Source organism: Bradyrhizobium sp. Tv2a-2, assembly GCF_000472425.1.
In the GTDB taxonomy this organism is placed as follows: Bacteria; Pseudomonadota; Alphaproteobacteria; order Rhizobiales; family Xanthobacteraceae; genus Bradyrhizobium.
On record NZ_AXAI01000008.1, the window covers coordinates 338,422 to 358,758 of the forward strand.

At 61.7% G+C, this 20,337-nt stretch carries 19 protein-coding genes and 1 pseudogene; 13 read left to right on the forward strand and 7 right to left on the reverse strand.

Annotated elements, in window-relative coordinates; all coding sequences use genetic code 11:
- Positions 1 to 27 precede the first annotated feature (27 nt).
- Positions 28 to 513 (reverse strand): response regulator transcription factor, encoded by a 486-nt coding sequence (locus tag A3AI_RS50275; RefSeq protein WP_502685750.1) that lies wholly within the window; start codon positions 511 to 513, stop codon positions 28 to 30.
- 394 nt (positions 514 to 907) lie between these two features.
- Here A3AI_RS50275 and A3AI_RS43155 point away from each other — a divergent pair, with 394 nt between their 5' ends.
- From A3AI_RS43155 to A3AI_RS0119600, 3 genes are all read left to right on the forward strand, one after another.
- A complete protein-coding gene (locus A3AI_RS43155; protein WP_036048741.1) occupies positions 908 to 1,216 on the forward strand; it encodes a hypothetical protein in 309 nt (102 codons plus the stop codon).
- A 78-nt stretch (positions 1,217 to 1,294) separates the two neighbouring features.
- The gene (locus tag A3AI_RS0119595) at positions 1,295 to 1,564 is read left to right on the forward strand and encodes a hypothetical protein (protein WP_024517197.1); all 270 of its coding nucleotides are present in this window, start codon (positions 1,295 to 1,297) and stop codon (positions 1,562 to 1,564) included.
- Positions 1,565 to 1,640: 76 nt separating this feature from the next.
- Positions 1,641 to 3,044 (forward strand): radical SAM protein, encoded by a 1,404-nt coding sequence (locus A3AI_RS0119600; protein ID WP_024517198.1) that lies wholly within the window; start codon positions 1,641 to 1,643, stop codon positions 3,042 to 3,044.
- A gap of 397 nt (positions 3,045 to 3,441) precedes the next feature.
- Here the strand turns inward: A3AI_RS0119600 and A3AI_RS0119605 are convergent, their stop codons facing one another.
- The gene (locus tag A3AI_RS0119605) at positions 3,442 to 4,638 is read right to left on the reverse strand and encodes a cytochrome P450 (protein WP_024517199.1); all 1,197 of its coding nucleotides are present in this window, start codon (positions 4,636 to 4,638) and stop codon (positions 3,442 to 3,444) included.
- Positions 4,639 to 4,737: 99 nt separating this feature from the next.
- The gene (locus tag A3AI_RS0119610; protein ID WP_024517200.1) at positions 4,738 to 5,544 is read right to left on the reverse strand and encodes a helix-turn-helix transcriptional regulator; all 807 of its coding nucleotides are present in this window, start codon (positions 5,542 to 5,544) and stop codon (positions 4,738 to 4,740) included.
- A gap of 270 nt (positions 5,545 to 5,814) precedes the next feature.
- Between A3AI_RS0119610 and A3AI_RS43160 the strand changes: the two are divergent.
- Positions 5,815 to 6,054 (forward strand): annotated as a pseudogene (locus tag A3AI_RS43160) (VOC family protein); the annotation flags it as partial.
- A gap of 98 nt (positions 6,055 to 6,152) precedes the next feature.
- Here the strand turns inward: A3AI_RS43160 and A3AI_RS0119625 are convergent.
- Together A3AI_RS0119625 and A3AI_RS0119630 are read right to left on the reverse strand one after the other, a co-directional pair.
- Entirely contained in the window at positions 6,153 to 6,998 is an 846-nt protein-coding gene (locus tag A3AI_RS0119625; protein WP_156927863.1) for a sulfotransferase family protein, read from the reverse strand.
- Between the two features lie 352 nt (positions 6,999 to 7,350).
- Positions 7,351 to 7,920 (reverse strand): TetR/AcrR family transcriptional regulator, encoded by a 570-nt coding sequence (locus A3AI_RS0119630; RefSeq protein WP_024517203.1) that lies wholly within the window; start codon positions 7,918 to 7,920, stop codon positions 7,351 to 7,353.
- 157 nt (positions 7,921 to 8,077) lie between these two features.
- Between A3AI_RS0119630 and A3AI_RS0119635 the strand changes: the two genes are divergently transcribed.
- The 6 genes from A3AI_RS0119635 to A3AI_RS0119660 all read left to right on the forward strand — a co-directional run bounded on the left by A3AI_RS0119635 (position 8,078) and on the right by A3AI_RS0119660 (position 13,873).
- Entirely contained in the window at positions 8,078 to 8,863 is a 786-nt protein-coding gene (locus tag A3AI_RS0119635; RefSeq protein ID WP_036048743.1) for a crotonase/enoyl-CoA hydratase family protein, read from the forward strand.
- Between the two features lie 68 nt (positions 8,864 to 8,931).
- Positions 8,932 to 9,654: an SDR family NAD(P)-dependent oxidoreductase gene (locus tag A3AI_RS0119640; RefSeq protein ID WP_024517205.1), complete on the forward strand. Its 723-nt coding sequence runs from the start codon at positions 8,932 to 8,934 to the stop codon at positions 9,652 to 9,654.
- 131 nt (positions 9,655 to 9,785) lie between these two features.
- The gene (locus tag A3AI_RS0119645; RefSeq protein WP_024517206.1) at positions 9,786 to 10,592 is read left to right on the forward strand and encodes a hypothetical protein; all 807 of its coding nucleotides are present in this window, start codon (positions 9,786 to 9,788) and stop codon (positions 10,590 to 10,592) included.
- Positions 10,593 to 10,820: 228 nt separating this feature from the next.
- A complete protein-coding gene (locus A3AI_RS0119650) occupies positions 10,821 to 11,462 on the forward strand; it encodes a class I SAM-dependent methyltransferase (protein ID WP_024517207.1) in 642 nt (213 codons plus the stop codon).
- A 150-nt stretch (positions 11,463 to 11,612) separates the two neighbouring features.
- Positions 11,613 to 12,842, forward strand: a complete 1,230-nt coding sequence (locus A3AI_RS0119655; protein ID WP_024517208.1) for a CaiB/BaiF CoA transferase family protein — start codon at positions 11,613 to 11,615, stop codon at positions 12,840 to 12,842.
- Between the two features lie 137 nt (positions 12,843 to 12,979).
- Complete coding sequence (locus A3AI_RS0119660) at positions 12,980 to 13,873, forward strand: beta-keto acid cleavage family enzyme (protein WP_024517209.1); 894 nt, start codon at positions 12,980 to 12,982, stop codon at positions 13,871 to 13,873.
- A 17-nt stretch (positions 13,874 to 13,890) separates the two neighbouring features.
- On the opposite strand, the gene A3AI_RS0119665 is transcribed toward A3AI_RS0119660, so the two are convergent.
- Positions 13,891 to 14,562 carry a TetR/AcrR family transcriptional regulator gene (locus A3AI_RS0119665; protein ID WP_024517210.1) on the reverse strand — a complete coding sequence of 224 codons (672 nt, stop codon included), beginning with the start codon at positions 14,560 to 14,562 and terminating at the stop codon, positions 13,891 to 13,893.
- Positions 14,563 to 14,790: 228 nt separating this feature from the next.
- On the opposite strand from A3AI_RS0119665, the gene A3AI_RS43165 reads away from it, so the two are divergent.
- From A3AI_RS43165 to A3AI_RS0119680, 3 genes are all read left to right on the forward strand, one after another.
- Complete coding sequence (locus A3AI_RS43165; protein ID WP_036048745.1) at positions 14,791 to 16,017, forward strand: acyl-CoA dehydrogenase family protein; 1,227 nt, start codon at positions 14,791 to 14,793, stop codon at positions 16,015 to 16,017.
- A gap of 279 nt (positions 16,018 to 16,296) precedes the next feature.
- Entirely contained in the window at positions 16,297 to 17,355 is a 1,059-nt protein-coding gene (locus tag A3AI_RS0119675) for a phosphotransferase family protein (RefSeq protein WP_024517211.1), read from the forward strand.
- A 294-nt stretch (positions 17,356 to 17,649) separates the two neighbouring features.
- Entirely contained in the window at positions 17,650 to 18,516 is an 867-nt protein-coding gene (locus tag A3AI_RS0119680) for an adenylate/guanylate cyclase domain-containing protein (protein ID WP_024517212.1), read from the forward strand.
- Positions 18,517 to 18,683: 167 nt separating this feature from the next.
- Here A3AI_RS0119680 and A3AI_RS0119685 read toward each other — a convergent pair whose 3' ends face one another.
- The gene (locus A3AI_RS0119685) at positions 18,684 to 20,258 is read right to left on the reverse strand and encodes a winged helix-turn-helix domain-containing tetratricopeptide repeat protein (protein WP_024517213.1); all 1,575 of its coding nucleotides are present in this window, start codon (positions 20,256 to 20,258) and stop codon (positions 18,684 to 18,686) included.
- Between the last annotated feature and the right edge of the window lie 79 nt (positions 20,259 to 20,337).

The window sequence follows — 20,337 nt, forward strand, 5'->3', positions numbered from 1 at the left end:
ACGGTCTTTCTCACCGCGATCGCTGGTCTATTCCCGCGGAGCTTTATGCTCTTCCAGCACGCGCCCCACCATGGCAGCTCGAGACGTGACGCCAAGTTTCGCGAACGTTCGGCGCAGGTGAGTGCGGACTGTCCACGAACTGATCCGGAGGGCCGAGGCGATCGTCTTGTTGTGGTAGCCTTTCGCTACCATACGAACGATCTCTCGCTCGCGTGGACTTAGAGAACTAAGCGCCGGGGGTGAGGAAGAGGTTCGAAGGAGAAGGTAGCGCGCTCCATCGACATTGATGTCCAAAATAATCTCTTCACATTCCTGCTCGGGTCGAATCGCGGACTTACAGGTAGCAGTGAGACGAATGAGCCGGCGAACAACTTCTTCAAGATCACGTTCCTGCTCATGCGGCAGTTCCTCGTTAACGCGATCCAGGGATTGTCGGAACGACACAGCCGTTGCCCTACGCTTACAAGCAGCATGAAGCGCTGAAACCGTCGTTGGTTCTGCTGAAACAGACACACGACAAGGTTGCTATATTACCACTGAAACAGCCATAAGGTGCAAGTCACTCGTTTGGGCGACGCGCGACAAAATCTCGCACTGCGCGACAAATGTTCGCACGGAACTGATCAGTGCATCAGCTCAATTGACACGCTCAAGCAGTCAGATGGCCTGAATTTTCGTGGCTTGATCGAGTTTTGCTTGGACCCAGCTGCGGGTACATGCCGAACAAGCCTGCGTGCTGGTCGCTCAAAAGGGTGACTAGCAAATCTGCTTCGTGGCTCCACTATTGCTGCAGGCAGAGCGGCGTCGTCAGCGATTTAAGAGCGTGATGATTTTACGCTGGATCAATCCGGATCGATACATCTGGATCAGGCCGTCGACACTTGCATCTTGGATGAGGAGGCGTCACATGGCAGAAAATTTGTTCAGCATCGACACACTGCGCGGATCAGGCACTCCGCTGATGGCTAAGATGGCTTTGGGCATGATCAGCCAGGATCTGAGCAGCGACGCAAAGGCCCGAGCTGCGTTCATTCGCGATCCGTCGGGGTTCATCAAATCCCGTTACGGAGCGTTAACTGGACCGAACGAAGATGCGTTCTTCCAGGGCCTTGCGAAGATGTATGAAGACGGAAACTGCTGCGGCGGCGGGTGCGGTTGCGGCGGCGGTGGGCAAGGGTCCGGATGCAGTGCCGCCGCTCGAGTGCGGGAAGAATAGTGCGCCCCTGATGCGGCTCGAAGGGCCGCGCGAGGATAAGCCATCACGGCATCCGAAATCTCAAGCAAAGAGGTCGCCATGACTGACATTTATAGCCTGGATACCCTGCGCGGCTCGGGCAGTCCGCTGCTAGCCAAAATGGCACTTGGAATGATTAGCCAGGAGCTGAGCAGCGACCCGAAGGCACGCGCCGCATTTATTCGAGATCCATCGGGCTTCATCAAGCAATACTACGGCGGAGCGGCGAGTCCGAGCGAGGAACAATTTTTTCGGAGCTTGGCCAAGATCTATGAAAACGGCAATTGCTGTGGTGGTGGCTGCGGCTGCGGACATATCAATGACGTGTAGCCAGTGACCCGCTGCTGTATTCGAGATACCGCTGAAGAGGACGAGGCTGATTGTCTAACGCGGAAAGGCCCTGACAATGATCGTCTCCTATCAAGACCGCCGCGCGTCGTTTGATCCTGGAACACTTGCTTTCGAGCCCCTCGCTGCTTTTGAGATGGTCAACGGTGTCGGCGAGCCGTCTGGCACGGCCGCCCTGCTGCGTGACGCGCCTACGGCTGTCGGAAATGCACGGGCCTTCGAATTGCCGGGTGGCCGGGCACAACGGCAGTGGAAACGCGGGCGTTGGCTCGATCGACTGGTGCTGAACGTCGCCAATTATTGCAATCTCGATTGCGTGTACTGCTATGCGCAGGGCGGAGACTATGGCGGCCCGCATGAACGAATGACCTTCGAAGTCGGGCGCAGCGCGTTCAGGAAGTTCTATGACACTTACGACGAAATATCACGCGTGATGTTTTTTGGCGGCGAGCCGTTATTGAACGCTGACGTGATCGAGCGACTGTGCGAATTCGGATGGCAAACCGCAGATGAGCTCGGGCGCGCCCGGCCAACTTATACGATGATTACCAACGGCACGATCCTTTCGCCACGGATCATCGATCTGATCAAGCGGTATCAGCTGAAAATGACGGTGAGTCTCGACGGCCCTCCGGAGATAAACGACAAGCTTCGGATCGCGCGCACGGGACAGCCGATCACACGGCGCGTCGAGGAAAACATCCGTATCCTCCAGCACGAAACCGGCCAGCCGGGTCAAATCGAAGGCACCTACACGCGGTTACACGTTGAGCAGGGCGTCAAGGTTACCGACGTGATGGATTATATTCGCGATGAGCTCGGGATTCATCTTCTGCACATGCCCATCAACGTGTTGGGAAAGTCAAATCGGCACGATCCACTCGCGATAAGGCCCGAAGACTTCGATCTCGTAAACTCGTACTACTCCGCGGCCGTGTCCCGTTCCATTCGCGATGTCGTCACCAAGCCGGTTGACGAGCTCTGCCTCCTGAGTGCCGTAGTCGAAATGGTGGACACACTCGTTCATCCCTCGGATCACCCATCCATTTTCATTTGCCCGGCCGGCAACGGCACCATCGCTGTCGACTCAGACGGCACCGTCTATCCTTGCTTCATGTTCTACCGGAATTCGAAGTTTCGTCTTGGCTCCGTCGTTCGACGCGATGCCAAGGTTCTCGAGGACGTCGCTCAGAAGGCGTTTGTCGAAGGTCTCAGGCCCGAAGCAATTCCGAGCCTGGCGAAATCGTGGGCATGGCGTTTTCTCCAGGGCTGTGCAGGAGGCAATTACTTCAAAAACGAGGATCACGGCGTCGTTGCCGAGGACGAAGTTCGCTTCGTTGAAGCCATGGTCAGCGCGGCGGTCGTCGAGCTTGCTCATTTGAAGTCTGATGACCTTCAGTGGAAGTATCTTCCCATGGCCTTGAACCTGTTCAAGCTGTTTGTCGATGCGCCCAGGGAATGATAATCCACTGGCGTTCGGGTCGAATCTTGGTAACTCGCCAGTGTTCGAGGGAAAGCAGCTTGGAGAAGCGTGGACCATCCGATGCGGACCTGCTCGTGCGAGCTGCCGGCGATCTCTGGAGATGGAGCAAGACGGGATTTGACACCGTCGATGATCCAACGTTTCAGAGACGCTTGGCCGCTTGCACCGAGTGTCCCAATGTCATGCGGGCCCCCAAGCGGCTGATATACCAGGCCGTGGCCGGCGGCGATCCGAACGCTCGAATGTGCGTGCTTTGCGGGTGTATCGTCGCTCACAAGGCTCGTTTGGCTTCGGAAACTTGCCCGGATCGGGATCCGAACAATACGGAGACGAACCGATGGGGCGAGCGGCCGAACGGAGACACCCAAGTGCAGCGCTAATGCGTGGTGCGGGCTGACGCCGCCACCCTGTCCCATTCGAGCGGCAGATTGAGCAGGCCGCGGAACGCCCAGCCGACGATCCGCACCGGCGGCTCTGCAATCAGCCGGAGATTCTTCAGCCGTGCAAACACGGTCGGCAGTGCCACATCAGCGACCATCGCGCGCGAGGCCCAGGCGCCGGCGCAGAAATGCGGCCCCGCGCCGAACGCGACGCTCTTCGAGGTGTCACGGGCAAGATCGAACCTGTCAGGCGCGGCAAAGTGCTTCTCGTCCCGATTGGCGGAGCCGAACATCAGGAACACGCGCTCCTCCGGCTCGAAGGCGATGTCGCGAATGGTCCAGGGTTTTGTGATCCGCCGCGGCGACATGCCGATCGGCGAAATCCAGCGGGCATATTCCTCGAACGCCTGCAGCCACGGCCTTTCGCCGCTTTGGATCAGCGCGAGCTGCTCGGGGTGCGCCAATAGCGCCCATGTCGCGCCTGCAATCGCATCGCGCGGCTCGTTCTGGCCGCCCGAGATCGCAAGCTTGATGTTGGCCCGCACGCTCTCCATGGGCATGCCCGAAGCCGCCATGACGCCGAGCAGGCTCTTGTCGGGCGTCCTTCGCAGCACCGGCAGCATGTCGTCGATCGCGGCATCGATGCCGGCGGTCGCGACATGGCAGCGCGCCTCGACCGCGGCATCGCCGGTGTAGTTGGCGATGCCGTCGATCATGCCTTGCGACCAGGCATTCATGTCCTCGAAGCGCATGTTGGTGAGCCCGGTGATCGACTTCAGGCATTCGGCCGAGAAGGGTAACGCAAAGGCCTGGACGAAATCGACCGCGCCCGATGATGGCAGGTTATCGATGATGCGATCGGCATGAGCCTGGAATTGCGCGATCCAGTTCGACTTCACCGCCCGTGGCGAGACTGCCGGGAAGAATACGTTGCGCTCGGCCAGATGCGCTTCGCCATCCTTGCGCATCATGTTGTGCCCCATGAGCTTGTTCATGAGACCTTCGGGCTGGTGCGAGCTGAAGATATCGATCTGCTTCTCGGAAACAAAGATGTCGTCGCGGCTGCACAACAGTGTCGAGTTGAGCTGCGGCACGAATGCGATCGGCGCCTCCTTCCGCAACTGGGCCAGCGTCGGGTAGGGGTCCTGCCAGAAGGCCTTGACGTCGATATCGATGCGGGGAGCGCTGCTCACGGGGTGGCCTCGAGATGTTCGATCGCGCCAGCATAGACCGCGCAGCGCGCCGCGTCTGTCCCAATGGATGGGGACAGCCGGCCAGCAAGCATCGCCTGCTCAGTTCAGGCGCTGCGGTGCGGCGAACAGGCGCAGCGCGATGGCGAACAGCTCGTTCTGGGAGGAGATGCCGAGCTTGTCATAGGCGCGCTTGCGATAGGTCAGGGTCGAGTGCAGGCCGATGCCGAGGTCGGCCGAAATCGCCTCCGAGCTGAAACCGGCGAGAATGCGCAGGCAGACCTCCTTTTCTCGCTCGGTCAGGCGCGTCAGCGGTGCACAGCTGGCAAACAGGCTCGCAAGTTTGCCGAACGGATCGGGCTCCGGCGCAGCCGGATCGCCAATATCATCCCGGAAATGCCGTGCTACCGCCGCGCCAATCGCGGGGGAAACCTGCATCAGGCGCTGGATCTGGCCCGGAGCAAAGCGGCCCTGCGCGGTGGTCCGGTAGAAATTCACGTAAAAGCAGGCGCTTTCGATCCAGATCGCGGTCGCGAATTTGTCAACGATCGCGGAATCCTCGAAGAAGATCTTGCGGTATCGCTCGCCATACTTCCGTCGCGCGAAAGTCGGCAGCACGATCGGCGAGGAGCGTTCGCGTTCCCGAAAGATCGTCTCGCGATTGGGATCGGCGAGATGAAAGTGCCCGGCATAGGCGACACCGAGATCGGCGCCGGTCGGGATGTTACCGACGTCGAGCAGGCAGCGCGTGGCGCGCTCGCCGTCGAAGGTGAAGACCATGCAGTGGCCGACATCGGCGACACGGCGCAGCGTGTCGATCAGAGCTTGTGGGAATGAGGGGCGTCCGATCGCCAGCACCGCCGGCACAATGTCGCCCGCGCCCGTCTCCCTGAAGGCCGGAGCTTTCATGGTTTCCTCCTGGAATTTTTTGCGATCCTAGCAGCGGCCCTGCGGCCGTGGAAGCAGTCCGGGCGAGGGGCGCAGGCTCGCGAGCGATGCCGCTGTTGACCGAATGAGCGAAGCCGCCGGCCGGTTCCGGTCCGACAGCAGGCCTCGGCTCGCAATACTTAACAGCCGCTAACAACCAATAACGCGCAATTTCACGGCTCCCGTAGCAAGGTCGTCCCGTAGCCGGGTAGGGTCCGGTCTACGCCGAACCAATCCTCGAGGGAGCCCAACATGGACAGCATTCTGCGCAATCAGGCCTCAATCGCGACCGCAAGCGCGCAGAAGGTCGCTATGAAGCTCGAAGTCGTGGTCATCCCCGTGTCCGACGTCGATCGTGCCAAGCGCTTCTACAATGGCCTCGGCTGGCGGCTGGACGCCGACTTTGCCGTCGGTGACGACTACCGGGTGGTTCAGTTCACGCCGCCGGGGTCGGCATGCTCGGTCATCTTCGGCAAGAATGTCACCGCGGCATCGCGAGCAGGACGGTCGCGAGCTGCCGACCTGAGTTACCTCTCCCCGCCGGCAAGAGGTGCCCGAAGGTAACCAGTGGGCCTGGGCCGGCCGCCGCGTCACTTGCGCTGCAGCTCGTGCTTCAGCCAGCGAAGCGGCGCGGTCACGCGCCAGCTGGTGGAATTCTCGAAAGCCTTGCGCTCGGCCCGCTCGTTGTGCACCAGGTCACGAAACAGGGCGGCCATGCCGTCGGCCGATCTCAGGAGCTCGTCGAAGGCGCGGGAAAGCGAGGCCGCATTGCCCTGGGCCTCCGCTTCGCTCAGGAGATCATAGAGATCGGCGACGATGCTTGGAATCTCGCCGCGTCGCTTCAGCTCCGCACGATCGTAATGATGATGCCTGAGGTCGGGGACGAGATACTGCGAAATTTCCAGCGATCGCTTTTCATTCAGCGTTGGCAGCCGCGAGCCCAGGATCGAGCGAAGCCGGCTTTCTAGGACCCGCCAGTCGCTGACCATGTGCGCATAATTCAAAAAGCACCGCGGGCAATCGCGGCTCGCCATCTCGGCTTTCAGATAGCTCGAGACATACAGCAGCAGCGAGGAGGCGAGCGGCATGTGATCGCGCTTTTCCAGCGAGGCAGCGACCTCCAGCGGATTGCGGAATGTCGTGACGACCACGATGTCGACATCGATCTCGTCAAGAAGCTCGATCCACAGCGGCAGGAGCTTGGAGATTCTGGGATCCTTGATCACGAACAGGTGTGAGTCCAGAAATTCGGTGTGGATCAGCTCGGCCAGCCGCTCGCGTGCCAGTCGCGCAAAGGACGTGCTGATCCAGTCGTCGGGAAGCGGCAGCGGGTCCGCCGAAGACGAACCGAGGTCCTCCAGCAATTGTTCATGAATCTGAACAACGCTCTTGGACTCCCAGTAGCCGCGGATGTTGTCCGTAGCAGGCTCGATCAAGTCACTGGAAATATCTGCGCCGAGAAGACTCACCGTCCTGGCGACGGCCGACGTGCCGGTTCGATGCATTCCGCAAACGACGACGCAAGTTCTTCTCCCATCGGCACGCGGAAGATCGCGCATGTATTCCATCGAAAGGCCGCCCCTTTAAGACTCTAGGGCAGGTACGTTAATGCATCGGCGCCTCACGCCTCGATGAAAAGTTCTTAACCTTGGGTGACGCTTCGGTAACACGTACGCGAGCAGCACGGCGACAAACGTTTCGCAATGTTTCTGGAGTTGCTTACGCTACACAAGCCAAGCTCTGGCAGTGACGATCGAGGGGATCACCAGCGTCTCACGCACGGGTGACTCAATCATTCGCGTTCATCGCGATGACGGCATCGCGGACCGCGCGCAGGATGGCATCCGAGCGTTTGGGATCGGTGATGACGCGCGAGATCGCGAGCGCGCCGACCATTGCACTCACGGCCAGGATCGCCTCATTTTCGCTTCCGCTGCCGAGCACGCGTGCGGCCCTGGCGATGAAGGTCTCGATGTGCGGCTGCATCACCGCGCGACAGCGCGCGTCGGCGCGGCCGACATCGGAGATCAGCGCCGCGATCGCGCAGCCGGTGTCAGGCGCGTCGCGGTGGGTCCGGCTCAGATAGCTTCTCACCATCACCGTCGCGCTGGGTAGCTTGTCGGGATCGTCCGAGGCGCGAGATTTTGCTTCGCCTTCGCAAAGCGCCCGTTCCAGCGCCTGCGCGATCAGCTCCGAGCGGGACGCGAAATGGCCGTAGAAGCCGCCATGGGTGAGGTTCACGCTCTCCATCAGAGGGCCGACGCTCAGGTTCTCCAGCCCGCCTTGGCGGATCTGCCTCGCCGCCTCGTTGAGGATTCGTTCGCGATTTTGCGCCTTGTCGGCCTGGGAATGGCCCATCGTCGGATCCCTCGTTGACTTTGGTTGGGATTTCTGGATGATACCCATCATCCATCTGGATGATAATTATAATGCAGAAACGTGGGCGGCTTCCATACCCAAAAGCAGGCGAGAGGGCCGATCCATTTCCGGTTACGGCACGCAGGGAGGCTTGAACATGGCCAGCAGCACCGAAGGGCGGGTCACCCACGAGCGGTTCGACCACATTCTAAAGATCACCATCGACAATGTAGCCAAGAAGAACGCCTTCAGCCCGGAGATGATGGCGGAACTGTCGGACGCCTTCACTCTGCTCGACCAGGACGAGGGGCTCTGGGTAGGTGTGCTCTGCGCCGCCGGAGGGAATTTCACCGCCGGACTCGATATGCCGAAATTTTTCGGCCCTAACGCGACCAGAAAGCCGCGCCCGGAGGGCAACATCGATCCGTTTGGGCTAGCCAACCAGTGCCGCAAGCCGATCGTCACGGCGGTGCAGGGCATTGTCTTCACGGTCGGTATCGAAATGATGCTGGCCGGCGACATCGTGGTCGCCGCCGAGGACAGCCGCTTCTGCCAGATGGAAGCCAAGCGCGGCATCGCTCCGCTCGGCGGGGCGCATTTCCGCTACACGACACGGGCGGGATGGGGCAATGCGATGTACCATCTCTTCCTCTGCGATGAATTTTCAGCCAGCGAGGCCTACCGGATCGGGCTCGTGCAGGAGGTGGTGCCGGTCGGCCAGCAGATCGATCGGGCCATGGAGCTTGCGCACATCATTGCGCGCAACGCACCGCTCGGGATCCAGGTCACCAAGGAAGCCGGGCGGAAATTCATCGAGCAGGGCGAGCAGGCCGCAATCGCCATCGTGCCGCAAATCCGCGACCGGGTGCTGGACACGCAGGATGCGGCGGAGGGCATCAAATCCTTCGTCGAGCGCCGCGCCGCCGTATTCCAGGGGCGGTAGAGCATGATAAGGAAAAGTGTGCAGCGGTTTTCCGGGAAGATCATGATCAATCGAAGAGTTAAAGCGCGATGACGATCGAGCCTGATCTCATCGCGCGCAAGCCGCTGGCGATCATTACGGGGGTGGGCCCGGGCAGCGGTGCCGCGATGGCGCGGCGCTTCAGTGCGGGCGGCTACCAGGTCGCCATGATCGCGCGCAATGCCGGGCGGCTTGACGCAATCGCGCACGAATTGCCCGACAGTTTTGCCGTCGTCTGCGACGTGTCGGATAGCCCAGCCTTTCTCGGGGCGCTCGACGGAATCGCCGCCCGTGCCGGTGCGCCCGAGGTCGTGATCCACAACGCCGTTGGCGGCGCCTTCGGCTCCTTCCTGGATATCTCACCCGACATCGTGCAACGCAACTTCCAGGTCAACGTCATGGCGCTGCTGCATCTGGCCCGCTGGGCCGCGCCAAAGATGATGGGGAAGGGGGGCGCGCTGATCTGCACCGGCAACACCTCCGCGCTGCGCGGCAAAGCCAATTTCGCCGGCTTCGCTCCGACCAAGGCGGCGCAGCGCATCCTCGCGGAATCCATCGCCCGCGAGCTCGGCCCGAAGGGCATTCACGTCGCCTACCTCATGATCGATGCGGTGATCGACGTGCCCTGGACCCGAGAGCGCTTCAAGGACAAGCCCGATGATTTCTTCATCCAGCCGGCCGCGATTGCGGATGAAGCATGGCACCTCGTGCATCAGCCGCGCTCCGCGTGGTCGTTCCTGACCGAGCTGCGGCCGTATGGGGAGAACTGGTGAGACGTAGCGGTTGCCGGAAGAATCGATATGGCACCGTTGCTGACCTGGAATCCGCAAGTGGCCCCACACTCTCCATCCCGCGGCCTTGCTTTGGTCAAAACTGAATTGAGTGTTGGTGGCGGAGAGGCGCGATGACCATTCTGGACCCCATAGCAGTTGAACCCAACAATGCCGTTGCCGCGGCCGCGGATGAGCGGCTCAAGCACGCTTACCAGCAGATCGCGAGCGCGGATGAGCAGCTCGTTCGCGTAACCGAGCAGCTTTCGAAGCTGGAACGTGATGCCGCGCAACGAGCGTTGGCGCCTCCGGGCCGACCGCCGTCGGCTGGAAGGTCCACGCTTCGCGGCGTCACCGGATTGCTGCTTGCGGCCTGCATCGTTGGTGCGGCGTTCGTTTCGCAGTCGTCCTGGGGCGAGGCAACCAGGCTGGTGATCGCCCGGTGGGTGCCTCAGGCCGCCCTCGCTTCCTCGGCGTCGATTGAAAGGCCGGAGCTGCAGGCTTCGCCGGGCGCGGTCCAGCTCGCCGCGGCGGGGCCGACAGCGGTGCCGGCGAGCTCGCCGGCTCAGGCAGCACCGCAGGACGTCGCGTTGACCGTTGCTCCGTTGTCTCCCGAGCTGGCCCAACAGCTACAGACGATAACGCAGGACATCGCAAACCTGGACCAGAAGCTCGAGCAGCTCAAGGCAGCCCAGGTGCAAATCGCCAGCGACAATGCAAAGGCCATCGAGGAGCTCAAAGCGGGCCAGGAGCAAATGACGCGCCTCGTAACCAAGAGCTCCGAACCGAGCGCGCAGCCCAGGGGATTGCCCGTATCTTCGTCATCGGCACCAATACCTTCGCGACGACCAATTCCCATTGCGCCCCGTCAGCCCACGTCGGCGCATGCGTCGCCTCAAGCGAGATCGTCGCCCGGCGCATTGCCGCCGCAAGACCAATAGTTCAAGACCAATAGTTACTGTGAATGCTGTGCTGGCCGCGGAACCGCGCGAGAATTTGCGATCTCGAGCGCTGCGCTGCACTCGGGCGGGCGGTGCATGGTCGCGCATCTCGATGGCGAACCGGCTATACCCTCACCATAATTTTGCCCTAGCGCGCTCCCAACAATAGCCAATCCAGCGCAGTCGTCGTAGCTTGTGCCCTTGCACTCGGTAGGAAGGTGCGGCCCAATGCGCACTGCAGCTGAGTTTAATTCGTTTTACGCGTCTCCCGATCCCTGGCGCATCACGCAGGCACGATTCAGGGACAAGGTCCTGCGCCACTGTCTAAGGCCGTTCACCCGCAACCGGTCGGTTCTCGAGCTTGGATGTGGCGAGGGCCACTTGACCGAAGCCGTGTTTGGCAAGGCGCGATCCGTGGTCGGTATCGACATCAGCGATGTGGCGATTGCTCGCGCGAAATCGCTGAGCCTGCCAAATGCCAGATTCGAGAGCGCCGATTTTCTGGAAGTCTCATTCGAAGGCTATGATGTTATCGCGGCCATTGAATGCATCCACTATCTGTCTCTTCAGGAGCGGGGAGCTTTTCTGCAGAAAGTCGCTACGGAACACTCCGGCAAGATGCTTTTGCTTTCGGGTCCAATTGTCGATTACGTCAGGCAATTTGGTCATAAGCGGTTGATGCACGAATTCCGGTCCCTGGGATTCACGCCCGTCAAATTCTATAACTTGTCGGTCTATGAGGATCCGCCGTCATCTAGAATTGTTGCGAGCCTGCTCAAGCTGCCGCTGGGTTACACCCTGCTTGACGGGCTGCCTGAGTGGATGGTTCACCAGAGGTTGTACGCCGTCCAAGCCCCGAAACGTCACTGAATCCTGGTTGTAACGGATGAGATGCCGCCGCGGGCGGATGGCGTCATGCCTTGGGCGCAGGGCTCAAGGGGCAAAAATGGTGTATCGGATCGGGCGGCGTAACCGAGGCTCGTCCCCGCGCCGCAAAACCCAATATCGGAGGAAGCTTTCATGTCGGCCCTGCCGCTTTCTGGCATCAAGATTCTTGACCTCACGCGCGTGCTGGCGGGGCCTTTGTCCGCGCAGATGCTGGGCGATCTCGGCGCCGACGTGATCAAGATCGAGCGGCCCGGCACTGGCGACGACGCCCGCGCCTTCGGGCCGCCTTATCTCGAGGACCCCGAGGGCAAGGCGAACAACAACAACTCCTTCTATCTCTGCGCCAACCGCAACAAGCGCTCCGTCACGGTCAATATCGCCAAGCCCGAGGGGCAGGCGATCATTCGCGAGCTGGCGAAGGACTGCGACGTCTTCATGGAGAACTACAAGGTCGGCGACCTCAAGCGCTACGGTCTCGACTACGAAGCGATCCGCAAGATCAATCCGGGCGTGATCTATTGCTCGGTGACCGGCTTCGGCCAGACCGGGCCCTATGCGCCGCGCGCCGGCTACGACGCGATCTTCCAGGCCATGGGCGGCCTGATGAGCGTGACGGGCCACATGGACGGCGAACCTGGCGCGGGGCCGATGAAGGTCGGCCCGTCGATCGTCGACTACATGACCGGTATGAACACCTCGATCGGTATCCTTTCGGCGCTCTATCACCGCAAGGTCAATGGCGGGGAGGGCCAGCATGTCGACGTCTGCCTGTATGACACCGTGATCGCCTCGCTCTCGCACTATGCGCAGATCTATCTGGTCAGCGGCAGGACGCCGCCGCGTCGCGGCACCTGGGGCAATGGCGGCATGCCGGCCGGCGTGTTCCGCTGTGCCGACGGCGAATTGATGCTGGTGGTCGGCAACGACGCGCAGTTCGCGCGCACCTGCGCGGTACTGGGCGAGCCGGAACTCGCGACCAATCCCAAATTCCTCAGGAACAATGACCGCGTCGTGCACGGCAAGGAGATCATGGCGATCTTCGCCGGGCTGTTCCTGAAGAATAAGGTCGCCCACTGGCTGGACGAACTGGAAAAGGCCGGCGTGCCGTCCGGCCCCGTCAACGACTTCGCGCAGGTGTTTGCCGACGAGCAGGTCCGCTCGCGCGGCATGGAGGTGAAGGTCGATCATCCCTTCGAGCACTCGCTGTCGCTGATCCGCAACGCGCTGACCTTCTCGGGCACGCCCGTGACCGAGTATCGTTATCCGCCGCGACTCGGCGAGCACACGCAGGATGTGTTGTCGTCGAAGCTCGGTTATGATGATGCGAAAATCGGCGAGTTGAAGAAGGCGGGCGTTATCTAGAGCATGATCCGGAAAAGTGTGTAGCGGTTTTCCGAAAAGATCATGCTCAATCAAAGGACCTAAAGCGCGATGACGGTTCAACCAAATCTTATCGCGCTTTAGGGCGGCGATCGAGCCGGCGGCGGAGGGCATCACTCATGGCGAACGATCCAGTCCAAAAGACTCTCATCACCTGCGCGATCACGGGCAACCTGACCAAGCCGGAGCAGTCGCCTTATCTGCCGATCACGCCGCAGCAGATCGCCGACAGCGCGCTGGAGGCGGCGGAGGCGGGAGCGGCGATCGCCCATATTCATGTGCGCGATCCCGCCACCGGACGGCCCTCGATGGAGATCGAGCTCTATCGCGAGGTGATGGACCGCATCCGCGCCCGCAACCGCAACCGCGATCTCATCATCAACCTCACCACCGGCCCCGGCGGTCGCTTCGTGCCCTCGGACGAGGATCCGAAGGTCGCGGGTCCGGGCACCACGCTGATGCTGCCGGAGAGGCGGGTGGAGCATATCGAGATCCTGCGTCCCGACATTTGCACTCTCGATCTCAACACCATGAACTCGGGCGGCGAGGTCGTGATCAACACGCCGCGCAATGTCCGCAAGATGGCCGCGCGGATGAAGGCGGCACGCGTGCTGCCGGAGATCGAGCTGTTCGACTCGGGCGATTGCCATCTCGCCCGCGACATGTTCGCCGACGGCTCGCTCGAAGGACCCGGGCTGTTCTCGCTGGTGCTTGGCGTCAAATACGGCTTTTCCGCCACGCCCGAGACCATGTTCTATGCACGCAGTCTGTTGCCACCGGGCGCGATCTGGTCCGGCTTCGGCATCGGTCGCGCGGAGTTTCCGATGGTGGCGCAAGCCTATTTGCTCGGCGGCCATGTGCGGGTGGGCATGGAGGACAATCTCTATATGTCCAGGGGCGTGCTGGCCAAGACCAACGCCGAACTGGTCGCGCATGCCGCAGGCATCCTGCGCAGCCTGGGGGCGCCCATCGCGACATCGCGCGAGGCCCGGGCGATGCTCAAGCTGTCGTAAGACTCCCCGTTAAAGGTCTACCGCGCTTCACGCGCCATCGCTCGCGTCAGCGCCTTGCTCGTGGCATCGCCCGCGCTCAGCGCCATCACCGCGACCCTTACCACGCGGTCGATCACGCCGTCGACGTCGTCGACGTCGCATTTGCCTTCCGACAATTTGGTCAGCCGCTCGGTGTCGCGCACGGTCTGTTGCGCCATGGCGAGCGCGAAGTGCAGGCCCCAATAGAGCTCGACGTCGCTGCGCTCGGGCAGCGTCCGCTTCATCGCGGCAATGAACTTGCGCAAATGGTCGATCTCGCGGTTGCGGATGCGGCGGATTGCGGGCACGGATTCAATATTCACGCGGATCATGAAGCGCGCCGCGGTCGAGTGCTGGGTGTCAGGACCGAGGCAGCCGCGCAGGGTGGGACCGACGAGCGCGCGCAGGATGTCCGCGATATCGCCGATGCCGTTTCCTGCCTCTTCCGCCTCGCGCAATTCGCGCAAGCGTTCGCGATTGAGCTGCAGGCTGCGGGTGACGAAGAGCTCGGCGATCAATTCGTCCTTGGAGCCGAAATGATAATTCACCGCGGCCAAATTGACATTGGCCTCCGCGACGATGTCGCGCAGCGTCACGTCGCCGAAGCCGCGATCGGCATAGAGCCGCTCAGCCGCCGCAAGGATCGCAGACCTCGTCTGATCGCTCGCCATAGGTCACCCCTTGGTGGGGAGTTGCATTTCAAACATTTGTATGAAACTATCGTTTGAGAGCTGGTTTTGTCAATGTGCGGCTTTCCGCGCGACGGCAAAAAGCGGTCCGCCGGTCTTGGCAAGTCGTGCGAAACGCACTTGCGATGCGAAGGCTGCGGGAAGAAATTATGGCCCAATCGGCTGCTCAGCCTGCCTGAAAGCGGCCCAAGTCTAGGAGAGGAGCGTCCCATGGATTTCACGATGTCGGCGAAGCAGAAGGACTGGCTCGAGCGGGTGCAGTCGTTCATGCAAAAGCATGTCCGCCCGGCCGTGCCCGTCTACAAGCAGCAGGACGCCGAAGGTCCGCGCTGGAAGGTGATTCCGGTGCTTGAGGAATTGAAGAAGAAGGCGAAGGCCGAGGGCCTGTGGAACATGTTCATGCCGCCGTCCTCGCATGAGGACGATGAATTCCGCGGCGCGGGACTGACCAACCTGGAATATGCATCGCTTGCCGAAGAAATGGGCCACATCGGCTGGGCCTCGGAGGTCTTCAACTGCTCCGCCCCCGATACCGGCAACATGGAAGTCCTGATGCGCTACGGCTCCAAGGAGCACAAGCGGCAGTGGCTGAAGCCGCTGATGAACGGCGAGATCCGCTCCGCCTTCCTGATGACCGAGCCGGCGGTTGCGTCCTCCGACGCCACCAATATCGAGACCCGGATCGAGCGTGACGGCGATCATTACGTGATCAACGGCCGCAAATGGTGGTCGTCGGGCGTCGGCGATCCCCGTTGCAAGATCGCGATCCTGATGGGCAAGACCGATCCGAAGGCCGCGCGCCACCAGCAGCAGTCGCAGATCCTGGTGCCGCTGGACTCGAAGGGCATCACGGTCGAGAAGATGCTCCCCGTTTTCGGCTATGACGATGCGCCGCACGGCCACGCCCAGGTGCTGCTCGAGAACGTCCGCGTGCCCGCAAGCAACATCCTGCTCGGCGAGGGTCGGGGCTTTGAGATCGCGCAGGGCCGTCTCGGGCCCGGCCGCATCCATCACTGCATGCGCACCATCGGCAAGGCCGAGGAGGCGCTGGAGAAGATGGTGAGGCGGCTCAATTCGCGCGTGGCCTTCGGCAAGAAGATCATCGAGCATTCGGTGTGGGAGCAGCGCATAGCGGAAGCCCGTATCGACATCGAGCTGAACCGGCTGCTCTGCCTCAAGGCCGCCGACATGATGGACAAGGTCGGCAACAAGACCGCCCAGCTCGAAATCGCCATGATCAAGGTCGCGGCCCCCCGGATGGCGCTCAAGATCCTCGACGAGGCGATCCAGGCCTTCGGCGGCGCCGGCGTTTCGGACGAGGCGGGGCTCGCGCGCGACTATGCCTCCATGCGCACCATGCGCCTGGCGGATGGCCCCGATGAAGTTCACTGCCGCGCCATTGCCAGACTTGAACTTCGGAAGTATGCAAACTCCTAGCACTCACGAGCGTGAGTTGAGTTTGGATTGAACCGAAGCGGCACCGGCGGTTGGGGTTCACCTCTCCCATTGGGAGAGGTCGGCGCGTAGCGCCGGGTGAGGGGTTATGCTCTCTCATTGGAGCTGCGGCCCCTCACCCGATTTGCTTCGCAAATCGACCTCTCCCCGCTGGGGAGAGGTAGGCCATGTCCCCCGACGGACCATTCAGCCAAACTCGATCCGCCTCGAATTGCGGGAGGGTTTGATGGCTCTCCCAACAAACAAAGAGGGAGCGTCAGCGTGGCGGACGGCGTCAGGAAAGACGAAGAGTTTTCGGGCACGAGGCCGGTCGAGGAGCGTCATCGCATCGACGAGGCCAGCCTCGCGCGCTGGATGGCCGGAAATGTCGAGGGCTATGCCGGCCCTTTGACCGTGCTGCAGTTCAAGGGCGGCCAGTCCAACCCGACCTACCGGCTCGATACACCCGGCCGTTCCTATGTGATGCGGCGCAAACCGTTCGGCAAATTGCTGCCGTCGGCGCATGCGGTCGATCGCGAGTTCCGCGTCATCTCCGCACTCGGCAAGCAGGGCTTTCCGGTCGCACATGCCTACGCGCTCTGCACCGACGATGCCGTGATCGGCTCGGCCTTCTACATCATGTCGATGGAAGAGGGCCGGGTGTTCTGGGATCCCACGCTGCCGAGCCAGCCGGCTGAAATGCGGCCGAAGATTTTCCGGAGCAAGATCGAGACGCTGGCCAAGCTGCACATGTACGAGCCCGACAAGATCGGACTCGCCGACTTCGGCAAGCCCGGCAATTATTTCGCACGCCAGGTCGATCGCTGGACCAAGCAGTATCGGGCCTCCGAGACACAGCACATTCCCGAAGTGGAGAAGCTGATCGAGTGGCTGCCCAAGACGTTGCCTGAGCAGAAGCGCGTCTCCATTGTCCATGGCGACTACCGCCTGGACAACATGATCTTCCACCCCTCAGAGCCGCGGGTGCTCGCGGTGCTCGACTGGGAGCTCTCGACGCTCGGCGATCCCATGGCGGATTTCACCTATCTGTTGATGCAGTGGATCATGCCGGGCCTGCAGGGCGCGGATTTGAAGGCGCTCAATATCCCGAGCTGGCAAGAGGCCGCACAGATCTACTGCGATTACACCGGCTCGCCGCTGCCTGATCTCAACTGGTACTTTTCCTACAATCTGTTCCGCCTCGCGGGCATCACGCAGGGTATCGCCGGGCGCATCCGCGATGGCACCGCGGCCAATGCCAAGGCGATCGAATCCGCCAAGCGCACCGTCCCGCTCGCCAAGGCCTCGTGGGAATACGCGCAGAAGGCGGGGGCGGTCTGAATCAGAAGGGCGCGTCCTTGGAGGGCGCGCCCTTTTTGCATGCGGCGTGAAGCTTCGCAGGATGTGCGCCTCGAGGGCTTCGTACGCTGAACGCGTGCGATTGGTTCAACGCTCCGACCAAAATCTCGGTTCTCCTCAGTTGCGCAAATGAGCGGATAGCGATGTTGTCGTCCTCCGCACACGTCTATCTTGGCCGCGGCGCGAGGTCCGAGTTGGGCCAGCCGCGGCCCTTAACCGCTGTGGCGCCAAATGTGCCTGATGCATTTGGCCGTCGGTAAGGCTACGATGTGGTCGATGACCGACGACAAGGTGAAACGGCGGCTGACCACCGTGCTGTGTGCCGATGTGCACGGCTATTCTCGCCTCATGGGAGCAGACGAAGCGGGAACGTTGGGGACACTGCGCCGCTACCGCAGCGCCATTGCGGGATTGGTCGAGCGCCATGACGGGCGGATCGTGAATACTTGGGGCGACGCGGTGATCGCCGAGTTCGCCAGCGTGGTCGAGGCCGTGCAGTGTGCGGTCGAAATTCAGCAGGAAATTTCCAAGCAGGAGCAGGACCCGCCTCAGGCGCTCCAGATGCGGTTTCGCATCGGCATCAATTTGGGAGATGTGATGGTGGACGGTTCCGACATCTTTGGCGACGGGGTCAACATCGCGGCGCGGCTGCAAGAACTCGCCGAGCCCGGTGGCATCGTGGTCTCCGCCTCCGTCTACGATCAGGTGCACAACAAACTATCCCTTGGCTTTGACAGTCTCGGCCGGCAACAGATGAAAAACGTTGCTCCCGTAATCAGCTATCGAGTTACCATGGGGGGCCGCGCCGTCGGGCGACAAGGACTCCCGGTTGACGGAAGCCCTGCTCACCGAACTGAAGCAGCTGCAACCTCGGAAGCTGGCGCTCAACGGATTTACGGCGGATATGCGCCATCCACATGGATAAGCTCCATCCCGGATCGGTTGGCTAGTCTGCCTCGCCCGCTTGCAGTAACCCTCACGGTTTCGGGCTTTCTGATTCTAATCAATGTTTTCACCGGTCTGCACCGAATCTGGTTTCATTGGCCAGTCGCAGTATTGCTCTTCATTGGCATCCTGCGGACAGTGCTCCAGCGCGGACCTGCTTCGGACAGGAATGATGATCGGCGAAGGCATCGGGAGTGAGCGCATGTCCGGTTATGCACTGACAGCGGCGGAATAGCCGACATCCGCCAACCGCCGCTTGGGGCCCACCAGAGGAAGTAGTTACCTTCAGCAACGGACATCAGCGGCCGCAGGCGAGCAAATGCGACCGAGAAATCGGACCTCCTGTCGCCGATGCGCCGGACTCACTAAGCCGGCAGGCCGGCCTGGCGCAGTCCCTCGGTTAGGTTGACGACGACTTGTGGGGACTTGCCCCGCCCCAAGGCCCGTTTTACGGCGGCGACCGTCGGCTCTGAGTGAACTTCCCGCAACAGTCGCAGGCACGCCTTCGCTTCATCATCGCGCCCGAGATGGCCACAAAGGCTCAGCTTCAGCCGAAGCGCCGGTGCCCCGGTATTTTCCTGCAGCGCATGGTTCGTCCACAGCAACGCCTCTTCGTAGCGGCCGGCGGTCAAATGCGCCCAAGCCAGCGCTAGCCAGCAGACGAATCTGTCGGGATCGTGCGGGCTCAGGTGGATTGCCTGTTGCGCGGCAGCGATGGCGTCCTCGGGCCGATTGAGCCAAGCCAGAATCATGGCCTGCTGGCCGAAGGCGTGGGCATAATTCGGATTAAGGTCGATAGCGCGCTCAAACGCGCCGAGTGCGGCTTCGACGTCACCCAGGAAAAAGGCCAGCGTGTGACCGGCAGCTGTAAGCACTTCGGGGTCATCCCCGGCTTCCACGATCGCCCGCCGTGCGATGCTAGTCGCCTCGTCAACCTCAGACCCGGCGGGGGAGATCCAATGCCGCGCGGTTTGCATAAGGCGCGCGTAGCCAAGCTGGGCCATCGCTGGAGCATAGCCGGGATCGAGCCTCAGCGCCCGATGCAGGAGCCGGACAACCTCGGCGAAATCCCGTTCGGTTCTTTTTGACATCTGTGCCGATGCGCGGAGGTTGAGATCGTACGCATCGAGGGTTTCAGCGGACTTCCGGCTCACGCGCTTGATCTCGGCAAGCCGCAGCCGCGGTTCGATCGCGCGGACGATGGCGGCCGTCACCCGATCGTGCAAAGCGAAGCTGTTGCCTCGAGTGCCGTCGAACCGGTCGCCCCAAATATGTCGCGCCGTCGTCGCGTCGATCAGCTCCGCGCCAATGCGCACCCGGTTGCCGTCGGCTCTGACCGACCCTTGGAGAATGTAGCGCACGCCCAGTTCACGCGCCGGCCGCCGCGCGTCAAGGCCTCTGCTGTGCTTATCGGCAAAGTAGGAGCTGCGGCCGACGACGAAGAGCCTGGGAAAACGTGCGATTGCGATCGTGATGTCTTCGGTCATGCTGTCGGCAAAACAATCCTGCGCAGGATTATCGCTCAAGTTTCGGAATGGCAGCACCGCTATCGAGGGCCCTTCACGGACGGCGTGCAACGGCACAACCGTCGTTGCTTGGTCGGTCCGCCTTACTGCCGCAACAAAACGGTATCCGCGGCCAGGCACGGTCTGGATGCAGCTGCCAATTCCGGGATTCCGATCCAGCGCGCGACGCAACACCGAGATCTGCTTCGTTAGATTGCTTTCCTCGACCGCAATTCCGGGCCAGACCCCTGCCATGAGGTCGCCTTTCGAGACGACCGCGCCCCCCTGGCTGGCCAACAGCAACAGGAGATCGAGTGCGCGCGAGCCAAGCGCGACAGGCACGGCCCTTCCTGTTGGAGCCAGGCGGAAGAGCCCCCGCCGGTTAAGCTCCAGGCCGTCGAAGAGAAGGTTCACGGACGCTTCGTCGCCGCTCATACGCCTCTCCACAGAGCGCTTTCTGGCAGTTGGCAGCGAAACACCGTAGCACCGGCAGCGTTCTCCGGGGAGACGGCGG

What these genes read in the sequence shown, in the direction of transcription:
- A3AI_RS43155 (WP_036048741.1), top strand. Translation starts at nt 908, where the DNA reads ATGGCAGAAAATTTGTTCAGCATCGACACACTGCGCGGATCAGGCACT.
- A3AI_RS0119595 (WP_024517197.1), top strand. Translation starts at nt 1,295, where the DNA reads ATGACTGACATTTATAGCCTGGATACCCTGCGCGGCTCGGGCAGTCCG.
- A3AI_RS0119600 (WP_024517198.1), top strand. Translation starts at nt 1,641, where the DNA reads ATGATCGTCTCCTATCAAGACCGCCGCGCGTCGTTTGATCCTGGAACA.
- A3AI_RS0119610 (WP_024517200.1), bottom strand. Translation starts at nt 5,544, where the DNA reads ATGAAAGCTCCGGCCTTCAGGGAGACGGGCGCGGGCGACATTGTGCCG.
- A3AI_RS0119630 (WP_024517203.1), bottom strand. Translation starts at nt 7,920, where the DNA reads ATGGGCCATTCCCAGGCCGACAAGGCGCAAAATCGCGAACGAATCCTC.
- A3AI_RS0119635 (WP_036048743.1), top strand. Translation starts at nt 8,078, where the DNA reads ATGGCCAGCAGCACCGAAGGGCGGGTCACCCACGAGCGGTTCGACCAC.
- A3AI_RS0119640 (WP_024517205.1), top strand. Translation starts at nt 8,932, where the DNA reads ATGACGATCGAGCCTGATCTCATCGCGCGCAAGCCGCTGGCGATCATT.
- A3AI_RS0119645 (WP_024517206.1), top strand. Translation starts at nt 9,786, where the DNA reads ATGACCATTCTGGACCCCATAGCAGTTGAACCCAACAATGCCGTTGCC.
- A3AI_RS0119650 (WP_024517207.1), top strand. Translation starts at nt 10,821, where the DNA reads ATGCGCACTGCAGCTGAGTTTAATTCGTTTTACGCGTCTCCCGATCCC.
- A3AI_RS0119655 (WP_024517208.1), top strand. Translation starts at nt 11,613, where the DNA reads ATGTCGGCCCTGCCGCTTTCTGGCATCAAGATTCTTGACCTCACGCGC.
- A3AI_RS0119660 (WP_024517209.1), top strand. Translation starts at nt 12,980, where the DNA reads ATGGCGAACGATCCAGTCCAAAAGACTCTCATCACCTGCGCGATCACG.
- A3AI_RS0119665 (WP_024517210.1), bottom strand. Translation starts at nt 14,562, where the DNA reads ATGGCGAGCGATCAGACGAGGTCTGCGATCCTTGCGGCGGCTGAGCGG.
- A3AI_RS43165 (WP_036048745.1), top strand. Translation starts at nt 14,791, where the DNA reads ATGGATTTCACGATGTCGGCGAAGCAGAAGGACTGGCTCGAGCGGGTG.
- A3AI_RS0119680 (WP_024517212.1), top strand. Translation starts at nt 17,650, where the DNA reads ATGACCGACGACAAGGTGAAACGGCGGCTGACCACCGTGCTGTGTGCC.
- A3AI_RS0119685 (WP_024517213.1), bottom strand. Translation starts at nt 20,258, where the DNA reads ATGAGCGGCGACGAAGCGTCCGTGAACCTTCTCTTCGACGGCCTGGAG.